The organism is Pseudomonas cavernae, from assembly GCF_003595175.1.
Taxonomy (GTDB): domain Bacteria; phylum Pseudomonadota; class Gammaproteobacteria; order Pseudomonadales; family Pseudomonadaceae; genus Aquipseudomonas; species Aquipseudomonas cavernae.
On record NZ_CP032419.1, the window covers coordinates 1470808 to 1489568 of the forward strand.

The following is an 18761-nucleotide window of genomic DNA, read 5'->3' on the forward strand; positions in this document are numbered from 1 at the left end:
CGTCCAGCTCGTGGTGGCTGCCGCGCTTGGCATGCACCGGCTACCGGTTCGTCTTGAGGAAGGCTCCATGTCGCTAGAAATCGTTTCCAGCAATAAAAGCTTTGGCGGTTGGCACAAGCGTTATCGGCACCGTTCGAGCACGCTCAACTGCGACATGGTGTTCGCCGTCTATCTGCCACCGCAGGCCGAGCAGGGCGCCCGGCTACCGGTGCTGTACTGGCTGTCGGGGCTGACCTGCACCGATGAGAACTTCATGCAGAAGGCCGGGGCGCAACGGCTGGCCGCCGAGCTGGGTATGGTGATAGTCGCACCGGATACCAGCCCGCGCGGCCCCGGGGTGCCGGGCGATCCGGACGGTGCCTGGGACTTCGGTCTCGGCGCCGGCTTCTATGTGAATGCCACTCAGGAGCCCTGGGTGCGGCACTACCGCATGCATGACTACGTAGTGCATGAGTTGCCGACACTGATCGAGACCAGCTTCCCGGTCTCCGAGCGGCGTGGCATCAGCGGCCACTCCATGGGCGGGCATGGCGCGCTGGTGTGCGCGTTGCGCAACCCGGGGCGTTATCTGTCATTGTCGGCCTTTGCGCCGATCAGCAACCCGATGACTTGCCCCTGGGGTGAAAAGGCGTTCAGCCGCTATCTCGGCGAAGACCGCGCGCGCTGGCGTGAATGGGACGCCTGCGTACTGCTCGCCGAGGCGAAGGAGCGGCTGCCGATCCTCGTCGATCAGGGCGATCGTGACGATTTTCTCGCCAACCAACTGAAGCCGGAGGCCTTGCAGGCGGCGGCCAAGGCTGCCGGGCATCCGCTGACCTTGCGTCTGCAGCCGGGCTACGACCACAGCTACTACTTCATCGCCAGTTTTATCGAAGAGCATCTGCGTCATCATGCGGCGGCGCTGCGAGGCTAAGCGCCGGTAAAGCAGGTAGAATCACGGCCTGACTCTTTCAGGGCGTTTGCTTGATATGCGTATTGGTCACGGCTATGACGTCCACCGTTTCGGCGAGGGCGATTTCATCACCCTCGGCGGCGTGCGGATTCCCCACACATCCGGGCTGATTGCCCATTCCGATGGCGACGTGCTGCTGCATGCCTTGAGCGATGCGCTGCTCGGCGCCGCGGCCCTCGGCGATATTGGCAAGCATTTCCCCGACACCGACCCAACCTTCAAGGGCGCCGATAGCCGCGGGTTGCTGCGTCATGTGCTCGGTCTGATCCAGGCCAAGGGCTGGCGGGTCGGCAACATCGACGCCACTATCGTCGCCCAGGCGCCGAAGATGGCGCCGCATATCGAGAGCATGCGTGCTTTGATCGCGGCAGACCTGCAGGTAAGTGTCGAACAGGTCAACGTCAAGGCCACCACCACCGAGAAACTCGGCTTCACCGGACGCGAGGAAGGTATCGCGGTGCACGCCGTCGCCTTGCTGCTGAGTCTATGAACGAGTTCGAGTTGTTGGGCTCGCGGGCCTACGGCGAAGCCGCAGGACGCGCGGTACTGAAAGCCACGGCGGAAGACTTCCAGGTCGATGAGGTGCTGGATATTCCGTTGTCCGGCGCGGGCGAGCACCTTTGGCTGTGGGTCGAGAAGCGTGGCCTGAATACCGAGGAGGCCGCGCGTCGCTTGGCGCGGTCAGCGGGGGTGCCGCTGCGTGGCATCAGCTATGCCGGGCTCAAGGATCGTCAGGCACTGACCCGGCAGTGGTTCAGCCTGCATCTGCCGGGTAAGGCCGATCCCGACCTCGCCGCGGCAGAAAGCCCGAGCCTGAGCATCCTCAAGGCCGTGCGTCACTCGCGTAAATTGCAGCGCGGGGCGCACGCGGCGAACGGTTTCACCCTGCGTCTGACCAGCCTCACTGGCGATCGCGCGGCGTTAGAGGCGCGTTTGCAGCAGATGCGTGCCGGCGGCGTGCCGAATTATTTTGGCTTGCAGCGTTTCGGTCATGACGGCGGCAATGTCGTCGAGGCTCGCGGCTTCGCCGAGCGTCACGAACTACCCGAGCAACGCAATCTGCGCTCGCGCCTGCTGTCGGCGGCGCGCAGCTACCTGTTCAATCGCGTGCTGGCGGAGCGCGTCGCCGAGGGCAGCTGGAACCAGGCACGGGCTGGTGATCTCTTGGCCTTCACCGATAGCCGCAGCTTCTTCATGGCCGGCGAGGCCGAGTGCGATGACCCGCGCCTGGCGATCCTCGATCTGCATCCCACTGGCCCGCTATGGGGCGCCGGCGAGTCACCAGCGGCAGCGCAAAGCCAGGCGCTGGAGCAATGCGTCGCGGCGAGTGAACCGGCTTTGCGCGACTGGCTGGTCGAAGCGGGCATGGCGCACGAACGGCGAATCCTGCGCCTCCCCATCGGCGGTTTGACGTGGCATTATCCTGAACCTGACGTGTTGCAACTGGAATTCGTCCTGCCGGCCGGATGTTTCGCCACCGCTGTGGTGCGCGAACTCGTCGATCTGCCGTCGGTGGGGCAGACGGAAAATTCATGCGTATTCTGATTTCCAATGACGACGGGGTGAACGCTCCCGGGCTCGCCGCCTTGCATGCTGCGCTTGAGGATTACGCCGAGTGTGTAGTCATCGCTCCAGACCAGGACAAGAGCGGTGCCAGCAGCTCCCTGACCCTGGACCGCCCGCTGCAGCCGCAGCGGCTGAACAATGGCTTCATCAGCCTCAATGGCACCCCGACCGACTGTGTGCACCTGGGCCTAAATGGCCTGCTGGAGCACACGCCGGAGATGGTGGTGGCGGGCATCAATTTGGGCGCCAACCTGGGTGATGACGTGCTGTACTCCGGCACTGTGGCGGCGGCGGTGGAAGGGCGTTTTCTCGCTCACACGGCATTTGCCTTTTCCTTGCTGTCGCGCCAACCCGATAATCTGCCGACCGCGGCGCATTTCGCCAGGTTGTTGGTCGCGGCCCATGAGCGGCTCGATCTGCCACCGCGTACCGTGTTGAACGTGAACGTCCCCAATCTGCCGTTCGAGCATATCCGCGGCATCCGTCTGACCCGCCTGGGGCATCGCGCCCGCGCAGCTGCGCCGGTCAAGGTGATCAATCCGCGCGGCAAGGAAGGCTACTGGATCTCGGTGGCCGGCGATGTCGAAGATGGTGGGCCAGGCACCGATTTCCACGCGGTGATGCAAGGCTATGTGTCGGTCACGCCGTTGCAACTGGACCGCACCTGCAGCGAAGCCTTCGGCGGTCTGGACGCGTGGTTGGAGGGCATACTCTGATGGCGCGCGAACAAGATGACCTGCAGCGCCGTGGCATTGGCATGACTTCCCAACGCACCCGCGAGCGTCTGATCCAGCGCCTCTACGAAGAGGGACTGTCGAACCCGCGTGTGCTCGAGGTGATCCGCCGCACGCCGCGTCACCTGTTTGTCGACGAAGCCTTGGCACATCGTGCCTATGAAGACACGGCGTTGCCCATCGGCCACAACCAGACCATCTCCCAACCCTATATGGTCGGGCGGATGACTGAGCTGCTGCTGGCCGCCGGGCCGTTGGACAAGGTGCTGGAAATCGGCACCGGCTCCGGCTACCAGACCGCGGTGCTGGCGCAGCTGGTCGAGCGGGTATTCTCCGTCGAGCGTATTCAGGTCTTGCAGGAACGTGCCAAGGAGCGCCTGGTCGAACTCAACCTGCGCAATGTGGTGTTCCGCTGGGGCGATGGCTGGGAGGGCTGGCCTGCGTTGGCGCCCTACAATGGCATCATCGTCACCGCAGCGGCTGCCGAAGTGCCGCAGGCGCTGCTTGATCAGCTGGCTCCGGGCGGGCGGTTGGTGATCCCGGTGGGCGCCGGCGATGTCCAGCAGTTGGAGCTGATTATTCGGGAAGAACAAGGGTTCTCGCGTCATGTATTGGACATGGTGCGCTTCGTGCCCTTGCTCCATGGCCCGGTGGTTTGAGGGTTCGCGCAGTTTAGGCTTGCGCTGATTCGAGCAGGAGGGAGTGTGCTGGTTGACGGCTCCTGTGCCCCTGCTGGTTGTACTTGAAAATAGCTTTGTCGCCACAGTTGGCCACCGAAAAGGGAGAGATAGGTGAGTCTCACAGCCATTCTGCAGCGGATTCGCATCGGCAGTGTACGGAGTCTTCTGGGTGGCCTCGTTCTCGCTGCACTGCTGGCCGGCTGTACCACGCCGTCTGGAAATGTTCAGGTCGTCGACCGCAGCAACAATCGCGCGGCCGCGGCTCCCAAGCGGCCGGCAACGACCACCGGCCAGTATCGAGTGCAGCGTGGCGATACGCTGTACTCGATCGCTTTCCGTTACGGTTGGGACTGGAAGGCTTTGGCGGCGCGCAACAATATTCCACCGCCCTATACCATTCGGATCGGTCAAGCGATTCGCTTCGATGGCCGCGCCCAATCGAAGCCAGCCGTGGCCACGGCCAAACCCGTGGTTGCTCCGGCCAAGGCTGCCGTGACACCCGCTCCGACAGTGCTAGCGAGTCCCTCGCCAGCGGTGCAATCCTCGGTTTCGCCGACACCAGCGCAGACTCCGGTACAGCCGGTAACGCGCTCCGCATCCGGTTGGGCGTGGCCTGCAACGGGCCCTCTAATTGGGCGGTTTTCATCAAACGGTAGTTTGAATAAAGGCATTGATATCGCCGGGGAATTAGGCCAGCCTGTTTTGGCTGCGTCTGATGGTTCTGTGGTGTACGCCGGGAGTGGTTTACGGGGCTACGGTGAGTTGGTAATCATCAAGCACAGCGATACCTACGTAAGTGCCTACGGCCACAACCGCAGGCTGTTGGTACGGGAGGGACAGCAGGTCAAAGTCGGACAGACCATTGCCGAGATGGGCTCGACAGGAGCTGACCGGGTGAAACTCCATTTCGAGATTCGCCGCCAGGGTAAACCTGTGGATCCACTGCAATACCTGCCTAACCGTTGACTTGCTGCCAGTCCGCTCCTTCACGTGGGAGGACGGACTCTGGTGAGGCCATGGAGGCTGCACCCGGGTTCGCTGTTGAACTCAGCAAGGGAACTACAACAATGGCACTCAACAAAGAAGCGCCGGAGTTTGACTTTGACGATGACGTTCTCCTCATGGAGCCTGCCTTTGTCTTAGAAGAAGTGTTGACCGAGGAGCCAGAAGCTCCTGTCAAGCGCGCCAAATCCAAAAGCGCGACAACATTGAAGCAACACAAGTACATCGATTACACACGTGCGCTAGACGCAACTCAGCTTTACCTCAATGAGATCGGTTTTTCCCCCCTGCTGACCCCGGAAGAAGAAGTGCACTTTGCGCGTCTTGCGCAAAAGGGTGACCCGGCCGGCCGCAAGCGCATGATCGAAAGCAACCTGCGCTTAGTTGTGAAAATCGCCCGCCGTTACGTCAATCGCGGTCTTTCCCTGCTTGACCTGATCGAGGAAGGCAATCTTGGCCTGATCCGCGCGGTGGAGAAGTTCGATCCGGAGCGGGGCTTTCGTTTCTCGACCTATGCGACCTGGTGGATTCGTCAGACCATCGAACGGGCGATCATGAACCAGACGCGCACGATTCGCCTGCCGATTCATGTGGTCAAGGAACTCAACATTTACCTGCGTGCGGCTCGCGAGTTGACTCAGAAGCTCGACCACGAACCCTCTGCCGAAGAAATCGCCAATCTGCTGGAAAAGCCGGTGTCTGAGGTCAAGCGCATGCTTGGCCTGAATGAGCGAGTGTCGTCCGTGGATGTTTCGCTTGGTCCGGACTCCGATAAAACGCTGCTTGACACCTTGACAGACGAGCGGCCCACCGACCCATGCGAGCTGCTGCAGGATGACGACCTGTCGCAGAGCATCGACCAGTGGCTGTCGGAGCTTACCGACAAGCAGCGTGAGGTGGTGGTACGCCGCTTCGGCCTGCGTGGTCACGAAAGTTGCACTCTGGAGGAGGTCGGTCAGGAGATTGGCCTGACCCGCGAGCGGGTGCGGCAGATCCAGGTCGAAGCGCTGAAGCGGCTACGGGAAATCCTGGAGAAGAACGGCTTGTCGAGCGATGCTCTGTTCCAGTAACGCGAGTGCATAAGAAACCGGCCGCGGCCGGTTTTTTTATGCGCGTCATGTAAGTAATCGCTTACATGGCGTGTAAGCCTTTCCATATTGGGGTGATACGTAATTCGCTAATTTATTATCAAGATGTTGATTTAAAAGGATTTTATTTTATGTTTGACTCGTTTTTCGGTGGGCTTTCGCCGAAAGCTGTCGCTTGTTGTCGAAACGGATACGGTTAATATCACACTTGTGTCGAGGGATAGGCACAGGCCACCAAGGATGGCGGTCAGGAAATCGCAGGATGCGATCCATCAGGATGATGAGTCCGGAAACAAAGGGACTAGGGACAAAAGAGTGGGCGGGTCAAACCGCCCCTTTTTTTGCCCGCAGAAAAGTAAAAGGCCCGCAGTTTGCGGGCCTTTTGTATTCAAGCGTGCGGCGATCAGCGTTCCAGATGCTGCAACTTATCCTTCACACCATCCCATTCTTCCGCGTCAGCCAGCGAGTCTTTCTTCTCGGTGATGTTTGGCCAGACTTCGGCCAGTTCGGCGTTCAGCTCGATAAACTCCTGCATGTCCTCAGGTACTTCATCTTCGGAGAAGATGGCCTGGGCCGGGCATTCGGGCTCGCACAGCGCACAGTCGATGCACTCGTCCGGATGGATCACCAGGAAGTTCGGGCCTTCGTAGAAGCAGTCCACCGGACAGACTTCCACGCAGTCGGTGTATTTGCATTTGATGCAGTTGTCGGTGACGACGAAGGTCATTTCTAGTTCTCTCCTCAGGCGGCTGGGGGCCCAGGTACGGAAAGGGCCCCTCTGCTCGGGAAATTATAATCATGGTGCCAGGCTAATAGGCCGTCGCTTCCCAAAGCGCGCGGGATTCTACCAGCTTGTGCGGCTTGCGCGTTAGATTCGTGCTTTCCATGCGTATAGCAGCTCCAGTGCATGGCGCGGAGTCACATCATCCGGATTGATGCGCAGCAATTCTTCCAGCACGGGGTGCGGCAGACTGGCGAACAAGTCGCTTTGCATGGGGGCTATCGGCTGGCCCGGCTCTTGGCGCGGCGGCTCGTGGGGTAGGCTGGTGGTTTCCAGGCGGGCCAGATGCTCGCGGGCGCGCAGGATTACCTCGCCTGGCACGCCGGCCAGCTGCGCCACTGCCAGGCCATAGCTCTGGCTGGCCGGGCCGGGCAGGACGTGATGCAGGAAGACGATGCGCTCGTTGTGCTCGGTGGCGTTGAGGTGCACGTTGGCGACCCCGGGTTCGCTTTCCGGCAGCACGGTCAGCTCGAAGTAGTGGGTCGCGAACAACGTCCAGGCACGCAGCCCGGCCAGCTGTTCGGCCGCCGCCCAGGCCAGCGACAGGCCATCGAAGGTGCTGGTGCCGCGGCCGACCTCGTCCATCAGCACCAGGCTATGGGCGCTGGCGTTATGGAGGATGTTGGCGGTCTCGCTCATCTCCACCATGAAGGTCGAGCGGCCGCCGGCTAGGTCGTCGCTGGAACCGATGCGGGTGAAGATGCGATCGACCAGCGACAGCTCGCAGCTGGACGCCGGGACGAAGCTGCCGATATGGGCGAGCAGGACGATCAGTGCCGTCTGCCGCATGTAAGTGGATTTACCGCCCATGTTGGGCCCGGTGATGATCAGCATGCGGGTCGCGTCGTCGAGCCTCAGGTCGTTGGCGACGAAGGGCGTGGTCAGTACCTGCTCGACCACCGGGTGGCGGCCCTGCTCGATGCGCAGGCAGGCTTCGTCGACGAAGCGCGGGCGATTCAAGTCAAGGTTCAGCGCGCGTTCGGCGAGGTTGCTCAGCACGTCCAGTTCGGCCAGGGCGGCGGCGGTGTCCTGCAGTGGTGCCAGTTGGCCGATCAGCAGCTCCAGCAATTCGTCATACAGCAGTTTTTCCCGTGCCAGGGCGCGGCTCCTGGCCGACAGCGCCTTGTCTTCGAAGACTTTCAGTTCCGGCGTAATGAAGCGCTCGGCGCCTTTCAGGGTCTGTCGGCGGATGTAGTCGGCTGGCGCCTGTTCGGCCTGCTTGCTTGGCAGTTCGATGAAGTAGCCATGCACCCGGTTGTAGCCGACCTTGAGGTTGGCCAGGCCGGTGCGCGCCTTCTCGCGGGTCTCCAGGTCGATAAGGAACTGGCCGGCGTTCTCGCTGATCGACAACAGCTCATCCAGTTCGGGATCATAGCCGGTCTTGAGCACACCGCCATCGCGGATCACCGCCGGCGGATTGTCGATGATTGCCCGTTGCAGCAACGCCGCCAGCTCAGGATAGGTGCGGATACTCACTGCCAGTTCGCCGAGGTGTGAGGCCTCCAGTTCGGCCATGGCGCGCTGCAGCTCCGGCAGGGCCGCGAGGGCATCGCGCAGGCGCGCCAGATCGCGTGGGCGGGCATTGCGCAGGCCGATACGGGCGAGGATGCGCTCGATATCGCCAATCTCTTTCAGCTGCGGCTGCAGGGTTTCGAAGCGATAGCGCTCCAGCAGGCAGGCGATTGCTTCCTGCCGCGCCTCAAGCACGCCGCGCTGGCGCAGCGGCCGGTTCAGCCAGCGGGTCAGCAGGCGACTGCCCATGGCGGTCTGGCAGCGATCCACCACCGACTGCAGGGTGTTGTCGCGGCCACCGGCGAGGTTGGTGTCCAGTTCCAGATTGCGCCGGCTGGCGCCGTCGAGAATCACCGTGTCGTCGATGCGTTCGTGGCGCAGGCTGCGCAGGTGCGGCAGGGCGGTGCGCTGGGTTTCCTTGGCGTAGGTCAGCAGGCAGCCGGCGGCGCCGATGGCCAGGCTCAGGTTTTCGCAGCCGAAGCCCTTGAGGTCTTGGGTGGCGAACTGCTGGCACAGGCTCTTGCGTGCGCTGTCGCGTTCGAAGTCCCAAGGCGCGCGGCGGCGCACGCCGCGGCGTTTCTCTGCCGGCAGGCCTTGCGGCCAGTCATCCGGGATCAGCAGTTCGGCTGGGTTTAAGCGTTCCAGTTCGGCCAGCAGGTTTTCCCAGCCCGAAAGTTCCTGCACGCTGAAGCGGCCGCTGGTGATGTCCAGCGCAGCCAGACCGAACAGGCGCTCATCGCCGAGCACCGCCGCCAGCAGGTTGTCACGACGCTCATCCAGCAGCGCCTCGTCACTCACCGTGCCGGGGGTGATGATGCGCACGACCTGGCGCTCCACCGGGCCCTTGCTGGTGGCCGGGTCACCGATCTGCTCGCAGATCACCACCGACTCGCCGAGCTTGACCAGCTTGGCCAGATAAGTCTCGGCTGAGTGGTGCGGGATGCCGCACATGGGAATCGCCTGGCCGGCGGATTGGCCGCGGGCGGTGAGAGTGATGTCCAGCAGCGCCGCAGCTTTCTTCGCGTCCTCGTAGAAGATCTCGTAGAAGTCACCCATGCGGTAGAACATCAGCTGATCCGGGTGCTGGTTCTTCAGCTTCCAGTACTGCTGCATCATGGGGGTGTGGGCTGATAGATCGCTCATCGGTGTGGTTGTCCGGTTTAAATCGCAAAAGCGCCTAGTGTACGGTATCCCTCCCGCTGGCTTTAACCCCGGAGATGGCCTTGGAACAGATAACCCGGCTCGCCGCGCAACTGGGCGAGCGTTTGCAGTCAATCAATGCCCAGGTGAGCACCGCCGAGTCCTGCACCGGCGGCGGCATTGCCGAGGCGATCACCCGCATTCCTGGCAGCTCGGTGTGGTTCGAGTCCGGCTATGTGACCTATTCCGATACACAGAAGACGGCCCAGTTGCAGGTGCCAGCCGAGCTGTTCGGGCAAGTCGGTGCGGTCAGTCGCGAGGTGGTCGAGGCCATGGTGCGTGGTGCCCAGCGTTACAGCGGCGCGCGTTTCGCTGTGGCGGTCAGCGGGATCGCCGGACCGGACGGTGGTTCGGCGGAGAAGCCGGTGGGCACGGTCTGGCTGGCCTGGGGCGATGGCGATACGGTGGTGAGTGAGCGCCGGCTGTTCGCGGGCGATCGTGCGCAAGTACGCCGACAAACGGTCGAGGCCGCTCTGGCGGGGCTTGTGCGCCTAGCGGGCGGAGAAAATCCCGGGCGGGGGTAGGCGAGTGACTTGCCCTGTGGAATAATACTGTCTACTTATACAGTTGTTGGTGGCCACCAGGCCCTCTTGATCACGTGAGGACTTCAATGGACGAGAATAAGAAGCGCGCTTTGGCTGCTGCCCTGGGCCAGATCGAAAAGCAATTCGGCAAAGGCGCGGTGATGCGCATGGGCGACCACGAGCGCCAGGCGATTCCGGCCATTTCCACCGGCTCGCTCGGCCTGGACATTGCCCTCGGCATCGGCGGTCTGCCGAAAGGCCGAATCGTCGAGATCTACGGCCCGGAGTCCTCGGGCAAGACCACCCTGACCTTGTCGGTGATCGCTGAAGCGCAGAAGCTGGGTGCCACCTGTGCCTTCGTCGATGCCGAACATGCGTTGGACCCCGACTACGCGGCCAAGCTCGGCGTCAACGTCGACGACCTGCTGGTGTCGCAGCCGGACACCGGCGAGCAGGCGCTGGAAATCACCGACATGCTGGTACGCTCCAATGCGGTGGACGTGGTCATCGTCGACTCCGTGGCAGCGCTGGTGCCGAAGGCCGAGATCGAAGGTGAAATGGGCGACATGCACGTGGGCTTGCAGGCGCGCCTGATGTCCCAGGCGCTGCGCAAGATCACCGGCAATATCAAGAATGCCAATTGCCTGGTCATCTTCATCAACCAGATCCGCATGAAAATCGGCGTGATGTTCGGCAGCCCGGAAACCACCACCGGCGGTAATGCACTGAAGTTCTACGCCTCCGTGCGCCTGGATATCCGCCGTACCGGCGCGGTGAAGGAAGGCGACGAGGTGACCGGCAGCGAAACCCGCGTCAAGGTGGTGAAGAACAAGATGGCGCCGCCTTTCCGCCAGGCCGAGTTCCAGATCATGTACGGCAAGGGCATCTACCGCACCGGCGAGATCATCGACCTCGGCGTGCAGTTGGGGCTGCTGGAAAAGTCCGGCGCCTGGTACAGCTACCAGGGCAACAAGATTGGCCAGGGCAAGGCCAACTCGGCCAAGTATCTGGAGGACAACCCAGAGGTCGGGACCACCGTCGAGCGGCAGATCCGCGAGAAGCTGCTTAGCAGCAATGCGCCGGTTGCCGCAGCCGGCGCCAGCATGGCCGATGACCTGGCCGATCTCGACGCCTGAGCCGCAGCATGACCGCCGTACTCGACACCCCTGCCGCAGTACGGCGGACCGCCATGGATCTGCTCGCACGCCGTGAACATGGGCGCGTCGAGCTGACCCGTAAGTTGCGCCGGCGTGGCGCCCCCGTCGAATTGATCGAGTCCGCCCTCGACCGTCTCGCCGAGGAAGGGTTGCTCTCGGAAACCCGCTATCTGGAGAGCTTCGTCAGCCAGCGGGCGCGCGCTGGCTATGGGCCGCTGCGCATTCGCGAGGAGCTGGCGCAGCGTGGTCTGCCGCGTGAAGCCATCGACCGCGCGCTGCGCGACAGTGGTCTCGACTGGCGTGAGCAACTGCTCGAAACCTGGCAACACAAGTTTGCCGGCCGCCTGCCTGCGGATGCTCGCGAACGGGCTCAGCAAGGGCGTTTTCTCAGCTATCGCGGTTATCCCCTGGACCTGATCGGTCGGCTGCTGCGTGGTGCTGGCGACGACTGAGTCCGGCTCTCGGGGCTGCCCGGCTCCTGGGACTGGCTGGGGGCGTGAGGCTCGTGACAGTTACGAGCTTTCCCTGGTGATGCGAGAAATCGCGGGCAGCCTTAAGCCATGCGCTAGACGCATGGCTGGGAGTCGGGAAAACGGATGCTGTGCGGGGAGGCGCTGGGCTCAGGCCCAGGCTTGCGGCTGGTTGATGAAATTCAGCAGCTCGCGCAAACGCCCGTGGTCACGGCCGTTGAAGATAAAGGCCAGGCGCGGCAGCTGACTGAGTTCCGGCTCATCGCGTTCGGCTTCGCCTGAGGCTTGCTGGTGGAAACCGCCGGTTTTGCACAGGTCGGCGAAGTCCTCGTCCAGTTGGCGGAGGGTGGCTTCGTTCAGCGCATGGTTGAGACGGATGACGAAGCGATCCTTGAGCCAGCGGCTGGAGTGGAAGTTGCGATAGAACTGGGCGATTTCTTCCGCCGCCTCCTCGGCGCTGTACACCAGACGCATCAGGTGCATGTCGCTGGGCATGATGTAGTGGTTGGCTTCCAGTTGCCGATGGATGAAGTCCAGGGCGTCCTGCCAGTAGCTGCCGCCCGGTTCGTCGAGCAGCACCACCGGCACGACCGGGCTCTTGCCGGTCTGGATCAGGGTCAGCACCTCGAGGGCTTCATCCAGGGTGCCGAAGCCGCCGGGGCAGAGCACCAGGGCGTCCGCCTCCTTGACGAAGAACAGCTTGCGCAGAAAGAAGAAGTGGAACGACAGCAGGTGCTCGCTGCCTTCGATGGTGGCATTGGCGCCTTGCTCGAAGGGCAGGGTGATGTTGAAGCCGAGACTGTTTTCGCGCCCGGCGCCTTCATGGGCGGCAGCCATGATGCCGCCACCGGCACCGGTGATCACCATTAGATCGTAGCGCGCCAGGGTGGCGCCCAAGTCGCGGGCCAGGGTGTAGACCGGGTGCCCCGGCGGCGTGCGTGCCGAGCCGAAGACGGTGACCTTGCGGCGGCGCTTGAACTGCTCGAGGGTGCTGAAGGCATGCTCCATCTCGCGCAGAGTTTGCAGCATGATCTTGGCGTCCCAGCGGTTGCGGTCGGCCTGGGCCATGCGGATGACGGTGACCAGCATCTCCCGGTACAGCGTGAGATTGGGGCTGGTGCTTGGGGTGGTGAGCTGAATCAGTTCGTCAACCTTGCTGGCGAGGTCGATGCCACTGGTCTGGAAGTGGCGGGATAGGTAGTCGTCCGGTTCGTAAGGCATTCAACTTCTCCTTGTGCTGCGGAACCTTGGCTCACGCGAAAAACTCGGCGTGGCGGTGACATGGGTTGTTGCTGGCACTTGTTCGGAGTGCGAGCCGTTCTCCTGGCTGCGAATTGTGGTCAATCCATTTAGACGCTGGTACCGGGCCGTTGCAAGGCCGGCTGCTTTTCCTGTCCGCATACGCAAAGTAAAGCATCCGGCAGATGAACGAAATGTTTCATCCATGCAATTAGTTGCGCCTGCCGCCGCTGAGCGGGAAACCGTGCTGGATGCGCTTATTGCAGCCCGCAGTCGGCCTTGCTGAAGCGTTCGGTGGTCACCGGGCGGTTGGACTTGTACTCGCTGAACTGATAGCGCAGCACCGCACCGCGGGCCAGCAATTGGCGATAGCCGTTGTTGCGGCAGACGCTGTTGCCCAGCTGGGCGCGCACAGTGTCTGGATTGGCGCGCATTTGCGCGGCATGCGCCTCGCGCACGCTGAGGTGATTGACCAGCTCGTTGCCTTCCACGGTGTAGCCCTGGTCGAGGATGTCCTCGTTGATCGCGCGCGGTGTGCCGGCGCTGCTTTCCTTGGCCACCTTGTCCAGCATCTTGCTCAACTCGTAGTCCTTCAGGCTGGCCGCCTGTGCAGCGGGTAGGGCCAAGCAGAAGGCGAGGGCTGGAGCAATAAAACGCAGCATGAAGTTCTCCTGAAACGATGACGATGATGATTGGGCCGGCCGGGCAATTGTGCGGGTCTCGGCGGCAGATGTCGCCTGGTGTCGGGCTTAGACCGGGGCTGATGCTCTGACCGGCGATCGGCCAGGTTGTTACCGCTGGGTTGGTTTGCGCGTGGCGAGGAGGGGCAGAGCGTACGACCTGTCCAGTCTGTCGGGACGCGCAGTGGTCTGCCAGGGCTCTGGTAAACTGCCGCCCTGTTTCGTTGGAGCCGTCGATGTTCGCTCGCCTTCCCTGTATGCCGAGGCAGTTGTGAGTCACGCTGTCGCCCGTCTGTACGCGCAGCGCCTGGCCCGCAGCAGCAAACCCTTTATCGCCCGCGGTTCGCGCTCCGAGCGCTGCCCCGGCTGTCGGGTGATCTTCCGCTATTGCCTGTGCGCTTGGCGCCCGCGGGTAGCGGTAGACGCAGGCGTGTGCCTGTTGATGCACGATGTCGAGCCGTTGAAGCCGACCAACACCGGTTGGCTGATTGCCGATGTGGTCGAGCGCACCAGCGCCTATGGCTGGTCGCGCACCAGCGCCGAGGCGGCCTTGCTGGCGCAGCTCGGTGATCCGCAGTGGCAACCCTATGTGGTGTTTCCCGGTGAATACGCGGCGCCGGAGCGGGTGGTGAGCGAGGTCCGGGTGGAGGAGGGCAAGCGCCCACTGTTTATCCTGCTCGATGCGACCTGGACCGAGGCGCGCAAAATGTTCCGCAAGAGCCCCTATCTCGACCGTTTGCCGGTGCTCGGTTTGTTGCCTGAGCAGCTGTCCCGCTATCGTCTGCGCCGCTCCAAGCGCGACGACCATCTGTGCACGGCGGAAGTGGCGGCGCTGTGCTTGGAGTTGGCCGGCGACAACCTTGGGGCGCAGGCGCTGGACGCCTATCTGGATGTGTTCACCGGGCATTACCTGGGGGCCAAGTATCACCTGCCGCTGGACCTGCAGGACGAAGCGCACCGACGCCTGCAGGTCTTCCTCTAGACGAGTGGCTCAGGCGGCCTTGGCATGCGCCTGTCGCGGCCACAGCTGCGCCACCAGCATGCCGACGAACATCAGGGCGCAGCCGAGATAGCCGCGCAGATGCAGCGATTCGCTGAGCAGCAGGGCACCGGCGATGGCGGCGAACACCGCCTCCAGCGAGAGGATGATCGCCGCGTGCGAGGCGATGGCGTGCTTCTGTGCGATGACCTGCAGGGTGTAACCGATGCCCACCGAGATCACCCCGCCGTAGATGATCGCCGGGCCGGCCGCGACTATGGCGTGCCAGTCGATTTCTTCGAAGCCCAGCGCCAGCAGCAGGCTGATCACGGCGCAGACCACGAACTGGATGGCGGACAGGCGGATCGGGTCATAACGGCTGGCGAAGAAGCCCACCAGCAACACATGCGCGCCCCAGACGAAGGCGCCGGCCAGTTGCAGCCAATCGCCGGAGGCCACGTGGAAGTTTTCGCCGACGCTGAGCAGGAACATGCCGACCACCGCCAGGCTGGCGCCGAGCCAGGTGCCCATGCCGGTGCGATGGCCGAGGAACAGGCCGAGCAGTGGCACGATGATCACGTACAGACCGGTGATGAAGCCGGAGTTGGTCACGCTGGTGAACAGCAGGCCGACCTGCTGCAGGTTGATGCCCAGCGCCAGCGCCACGCCCATCAGCCCGCCGCCGAACCAGAGGCCGCGGTTGAGCGGCGGCTTTTCTGTCGCGCTCGGGCGGCGCAGCAGCACCAGCGGCAGCAGCACCAGCGAGCCGAGGGCGAAGCGCAGGCCGGAATACAGGTAGGGGCCGATATGGTCCATGCCCAGGCGTTGGGCGACGAAGGCGCTGCCCCAGATCATCGCGGTGATCAACATCAACAGGTCGGCGCGCAGAGCTTGGCTTCGCATGGTGGGGTCTCGGCTGGAAAAGCGGCAAACTGTGCCGTAAAGCATTCAACTTGACCACCCTGGCAGCTCTCGGCATGCTGAGCGCCGCCTCCGGCCCACCACTATTAGAAGAACAGGATCTGCCCATGGCTGCTTACGAAATCCTGATTGCCGACGACCATCCACTGTTTCGCAGCGCGCTGCAGCAAGCCCTGACCCTAGGTCTGGGCTCCGATGTGCGGCTGGTTGAGGCCGCCAGCATCGCCGAGCTGGAAGCCTGTCTGGGCGAGAAGGCCGACTGGGATCTGGTCCTGCTCGACCTCAACATGCCAGGCGCCTACGGTTATTCCGGCCTGGTCCTACTGCGTGGCCAGTACCCGCAGATCCCGGTGGTAATGATCTCGGCGCAGGAAGAGGCGGCGGTGGTGGCGCGGGCGCGCGAGTTCGGTGCCAGCGGTTTCATTCCCAAGTCCAGCCCGCTGGAAACCATCCAGCAGGCCGTGCGCCTGGTGCTCGACGGTGACACCTGGTGGCCACCGCAAACCCAGGCAGTGGCCAGCGTCTCGGCCGAGGCGAAAGCCGCCAGCGCCGGCCTGGCCAGCCTGACGCCGCAGCAGTTCCGCGTCCTCACCATGGTCTGCGACGGCCTGCTGAACAAGCAGATCGCCTACGAGCTGAACGTCTCCGAGGCGACCATCAAGGCCCACGTGACGGCGATCTTCCGTAAGCTCGGGGTGCGTACCCGCACCCAGGCGGCCCTGTTGTTGCAACAATTGGAATCCATTCCCGCCGGTTAAACCGGCGGGCTTTCACGCATTTTTGACTGCGCCCGGGCTAGCTTGCGGTGCCTTCCGACTCGGTAGTTGCGTTCTATGTCGCCCTTCAAAGGCCAGACCGGCCTGAAACGTATCCTCAACGCCGCCGGCTATTCGCTGGACGGCCTGCGCGCCGCCTTCACCGGCGAGGCCGCCTTCCGCCAGTTGGTGCTGCTCAATGTGGTGCTGATTCCACTGGCGTTCTTCTGCGACGTCAGCCGCGGCGAGCGCGCCCTGCTGATCGCCGTGTGCCTGCTGGCGCTGATCGTCGAGTTGCTCAATTCGGCGGTGGAGGCGGCCATCGACCGCATCTCCCTGGAACAGCACCCGCTGTCGAAGAACGCCAAGGACATGGGCAGCGCCGCGCAGTTCATCGCCCTTAGCCTGATCACCGTGGTCTGGGCCACCGTTCTGCTCGGTTGACTGCTCAGAGCCTGTTCACGATCTGCTGCGCGTCGGCCAGACGGCGTTAAAAACAGCCTCGGAAAGCAGCTTGCTGCTAACGCGCTTCAGCGCGACCCGAAGGGCGAGTGAAACGAGTCATGCTCATTTACAGCGCGTAAACTCCGCTTCCTCAGCAGTTTTTGCCTGCCTTGCCTGACTCTAGCTCGCGATATCGTGAACAGGCTCTCAGGCAAGCGTCGGCAGCACGATCGCGTCGCTGCGCGTTACTCCGGCGGTCAGTTCGCGGCACAGGTCGAGGAATTCGCGCATGGCGGCGGTCTGGTACTTTTGTTTGTGCCAGATGAAGTAGAACTGCCGGGTCAGGTCCAGCTCCGGGGTTTCCACCGCCACCAGGCTGCCGCGGCGGAAGGCATCGCGCAGCGCCAGGCGGGAGATGCAGCCGATGCCCAGGCCGGATTCCACCGCACGCTTGATCGCCTCGGTGTGCTCCAGCTCCAGACGGATGTTCAGCGCCGTGCGGTGATGGCGCATGGCATGGTCGAAGGTCAGGCGCGTGCCCGAGCCCTGTTCGCGGAGAATCCAGGCCTCGCGGGTGAGTTCGTCGAGGCTGGCCTGGCCGCGCTGCGCCAGCGGATGCTGCGGGGCGCAGAACACCACCAGCTCGTCCTCGACCCAGGGCTGCACCTCGATCTCCGGGTGCTGGCAATCGCCTTCGATTAGACCCAGATCCAGTTCGTAGTGGGCGATCTGTTGGACGATATTCGCCGTGTTCTGCACGTGCAGGCGCACCCGGCATTCGGGGTGGCGCTGCATGAAACTGCCGATCAGCAGGGTCGCCAGGTAGTTGCCGACTGTCAGGGTGGCACCGACAGCCAGCGAACCGAAGCCACTCTTGCCGATGAGCAGGCGCTCGATCTCCTTGGCCTGGTCGAGCAGCGCCACCGCCTGCGGCAGCAGCTGGCGGCCGAGAGCGTTGAGGTTCAGGCGCTTGCCGGCGCGGTCGAACAGTTGGCAGTCGGATTGCCGCTCCAGCTCGGTCAGTGAAGTACTGGTCGCCGATTGCGACAACGCCAGCGATTGCGCGGCACGCGAGACGCTTTCCTGCTGGGCAATGGCGACGAACACCTGAAGTTGGCGCAAGGTAAATCGCATATCTATATAACCGATAACCTATATCTTAATAATCCACTTAACAGATATTGTGCCCGCCATTAGAATGCCGCGCCATAGCCCTTATCGGGCGTGTGTGTTTTTTCCGAGGAAGCCTGCATGAGCAATCTGAACGTAGAGCGTGTGCTCAGCGTCCATCACTGGAACGATACCCTGTTCAGCTTCAAGACCACCCGCGACCCGGGCCTGCGTTTTGAAAACGGCCAGTTCGTGATGATCGGCCTGCAACAAGAGAATGGCCGCCCGCTGATGCGTGCCTACTCCATCGCCAGTCCGAACTACGAAGAGCATCTGGAATTCTTCAGCATCAAGGTTCCGGACGGCCCGCTGACCTCCAAGCTGCAGCACCTGCAACCCGGCGATGAGCTAATGGTCAGCCGCAAGCCGACCGGCACCCTGCTGCTCAGCGACCTGTTGCCCGGCAAGCACCTGTACCTGCTCAGCACCGGCACCGGTCTGGCGCCGTTCATGAGCGTGATCCAGGACCCGGAAACCTACGAGCGGTTCGAGAAGGTCATCCTCGTTCACGGCGTGCGCTACGTGAACGAAGTCGCCTACCAAAAGTTCATCACCGAGCACCTGCCGCAGAATGAATTCTTCGGCGATGCGCTGAAGGACAAACTGATCTACTACCCGACCGTGACCCGCGAGCCGTTCGAGAACCAGGGGCGTCTGACCGACCTGATGCGCAGCGGCAAGCTGTTCGACGACATCGGCCTGCCGCCGATCAATCCGCAGGACGACCGCGCGATGATCTGCGGTAGCCCGAGCATGCTCGACGAGACCAGCGAAGTGCTCGACAGCTTCGGCCTGAAGATCTCCGCGCGCATGGGCGAGCCGGGTGACTACCTGATCGAGCGCGCCTTCGTCGAGAAGTAAGCGCCAGCGTTGTATCCCCAAGCCCGCCCATCGGCGGGCTTTTTCT

The 18761-nt window shown here is 62.9% G+C and carries 20 protein-coding genes; 14 read left to right on the forward strand and 6 right to left on the reverse strand.

All coding sequences use genetic code 11. The features are described 5' to 3' along the window. Positions 1–67: 67 nt before the first annotated feature. The 7 genes from fghA to rpoS all read left to right on the forward strand — a co-directional run bounded on the left by fghA (position 68) and on the right by rpoS (position 6004). Positions 68–913: an S-formylglutathione hydrolase gene (gene fghA, locus D3880_RS06760; protein WP_119892723.1), complete on the forward strand. Its 846-nt coding sequence runs from the start codon at positions 68–70 to the stop codon at positions 911–913. Between the two features lie 55 nt (positions 914–968). Next, positions 969–1442: a 2-C-methyl-D-erythritol 2,4-cyclodiphosphate synthase gene (ispF, locus tag D3880_RS06765; RefSeq protein ID WP_119892724.1), complete on the forward strand. Its 474-nt coding sequence runs from the start codon at positions 969–971 to the stop codon at positions 1440–1442. Continuing rightward, the gene (truD, locus tag D3880_RS06770) at positions 1439–2497 is read left to right on the forward strand and encodes a tRNA pseudouridine(13) synthase TruD (protein ID WP_119892725.1); all 1059 of its coding nucleotides are present in this window, start codon (positions 1439–1441) and stop codon (positions 2495–2497) included. The genes ispF and truD overlap by 4 nt, the downstream gene beginning before the upstream one ends. Beyond that, positions 2485–3234, forward strand: a complete 750-nt coding sequence (gene surE, locus D3880_RS06775) for a 5'/3'-nucleotidase SurE (RefSeq protein WP_119892726.1) — start codon at positions 2485–2487, stop codon at positions 3232–3234. The genes truD and surE overlap by 13 nt, the downstream gene beginning before the upstream one ends. A gap of 41 nt (positions 3235–3275) precedes the next feature. After that, positions 3276–3911 carry a protein-L-isoaspartate(D-aspartate) O-methyltransferase gene (locus D3880_RS06780; RefSeq protein ID WP_177412193.1) on the forward strand — a complete coding sequence of 212 codons (636 nt, stop codon included), beginning with the start codon at positions 3276–3278 and terminating at the stop codon, positions 3909–3911. A gap of 132 nt (positions 3912–4043) precedes the next feature. Continuing rightward, positions 4044–4898 (forward strand): peptidoglycan DD-metalloendopeptidase family protein, encoded by an 855-nt coding sequence (locus D3880_RS06785; RefSeq protein WP_119892728.1) that lies wholly within the window; start codon positions 4044–4046, stop codon positions 4896–4898. A 101-nt stretch (positions 4899–4999) separates the two neighbouring features. Then, positions 5000–6004: an RNA polymerase sigma factor RpoS gene (gene rpoS / locus D3880_RS06790; RefSeq protein ID WP_119892729.1), complete on the forward strand. Its 1005-nt coding sequence runs from the start codon at positions 5000–5002 to the stop codon at positions 6002–6004. 421 nt (positions 6005–6425) lie between these two features. On the opposite strand, the gene fdxA is transcribed toward rpoS, so the two are convergent. Together fdxA and mutS are read right to left on the reverse strand one after the other, a co-directional pair. Further along, positions 6426–6749 (reverse strand): ferredoxin FdxA, encoded by a 324-nt coding sequence (gene fdxA, locus D3880_RS06795; RefSeq protein WP_119892730.1) that lies wholly within the window; start codon positions 6747–6749, stop codon positions 6426–6428. Between the two features lie 141 nt (positions 6750–6890). Continuing rightward, positions 6891–9458, reverse strand: a complete 2568-nt coding sequence (gene mutS, locus D3880_RS06800; RefSeq protein WP_119892731.1) for a DNA mismatch repair protein MutS — start codon at positions 9456–9458, stop codon at positions 6891–6893. Between the two features lie 74 nt (positions 9459–9532). On the opposite strand from mutS, the gene D3880_RS06805 reads away from it, so the two are divergent. The 3 genes from D3880_RS06805 (at position 9533) to recX (ending at position 11648) form a co-directional block, all read left to right on the forward strand. Then, a complete protein-coding gene (locus D3880_RS06805) occupies positions 9533–10039 on the forward strand; it encodes a CinA family protein (protein WP_119892732.1) in 507 nt (168 codons plus the stop codon). 86 nt (positions 10040–10125) lie between these two features. Beyond that, complete coding sequence (recA, locus tag D3880_RS06810; protein ID WP_119892733.1) at positions 10126–11175, forward strand: recombinase RecA; 1050 nt, start codon at positions 10126–10128, stop codon at positions 11173–11175. Between the two features lie 8 nt (positions 11176–11183). Next, positions 11184–11648, forward strand: coding sequence for a recombination regulator RecX (gene recX, locus D3880_RS06815; protein ID WP_119892734.1), 465 nt, complete (start codon positions 11184–11186; stop codon positions 11646–11648). 168 nt (positions 11649–11816) lie between these two features. On the opposite strand, the gene D3880_RS06820 is transcribed toward recX, so the two are convergent. Beyond that, positions 11817–12887 carry an LOG family protein gene (locus tag D3880_RS06820; protein ID WP_119892735.1) on the reverse strand — a complete coding sequence of 357 codons (1071 nt, stop codon included), beginning with the start codon at positions 12885–12887 and terminating at the stop codon, positions 11817–11819. Between the two features lie 275 nt (positions 12888–13162). Further along, the gene (locus tag D3880_RS06825; protein ID WP_119892736.1) at positions 13163–13567 is read right to left on the reverse strand and encodes a quorum-sensing-regulated virulence factor family protein; all 405 of its coding nucleotides are present in this window, start codon (positions 13565–13567) and stop codon (positions 13163–13165) included. Between the two features lie 289 nt (positions 13568–13856). Here D3880_RS06825 and D3880_RS06830 point away from each other — a divergent pair, with 289 nt between their 5' ends. Next, entirely contained in the window at positions 13857–14567 is a 711-nt protein-coding gene (locus D3880_RS06830) for a tRNA-uridine aminocarboxypropyltransferase (RefSeq protein ID WP_119892737.1), read from the forward strand. Positions 14568–14576: 9 nt separating this feature from the next. Here the strand turns inward: D3880_RS06830 and D3880_RS06835 are convergent, their stop codons facing one another. Next, a complete protein-coding gene (locus D3880_RS06835; protein ID WP_119892738.1) occupies positions 14577–15467 on the reverse strand; it encodes a DMT family transporter in 891 nt (296 codons plus the stop codon). Between the two features lie 125 nt (positions 15468–15592). Here D3880_RS06835 and erdR point away from each other — a divergent pair, with 125 nt between their 5' ends. Together erdR and D3880_RS06845 are read left to right on the forward strand one after the other, a co-directional pair. After that, positions 15593–16243, forward strand: a complete 651-nt coding sequence (gene erdR, locus D3880_RS06840; protein ID WP_119892739.1) for a response regulator transcription factor ErdR — start codon at positions 15593–15595, stop codon at positions 16241–16243. 75 nt (positions 16244–16318) lie between these two features. After that, positions 16319–16684: a diacylglycerol kinase gene (locus D3880_RS06845; protein ID WP_119892740.1), complete on the forward strand. Its 366-nt coding sequence runs from the start codon at positions 16319–16321 to the stop codon at positions 16682–16684. A 207-nt stretch (positions 16685–16891) separates the two neighbouring features. Here D3880_RS06845 and D3880_RS06850 read toward each other — a convergent pair whose 3' ends face one another. Continuing rightward, positions 16892–17818, reverse strand: coding sequence for a LysR family transcriptional regulator (locus D3880_RS06850; RefSeq protein WP_119892741.1), 927 nt, complete (start codon positions 17816–17818; stop codon positions 16892–16894). 117 nt (positions 17819–17935) lie between these two features. Between D3880_RS06850 and fpr the strand changes: the two genes are divergently transcribed. Continuing rightward, positions 17936–18715: a ferredoxin-NADP reductase gene (gene fpr, locus D3880_RS06855; RefSeq protein WP_119892742.1), complete on the forward strand. Its 780-nt coding sequence runs from the start codon at positions 17936–17938 to the stop codon at positions 18713–18715. Positions 18716–18761: the final 46 nt, after the last annotated feature.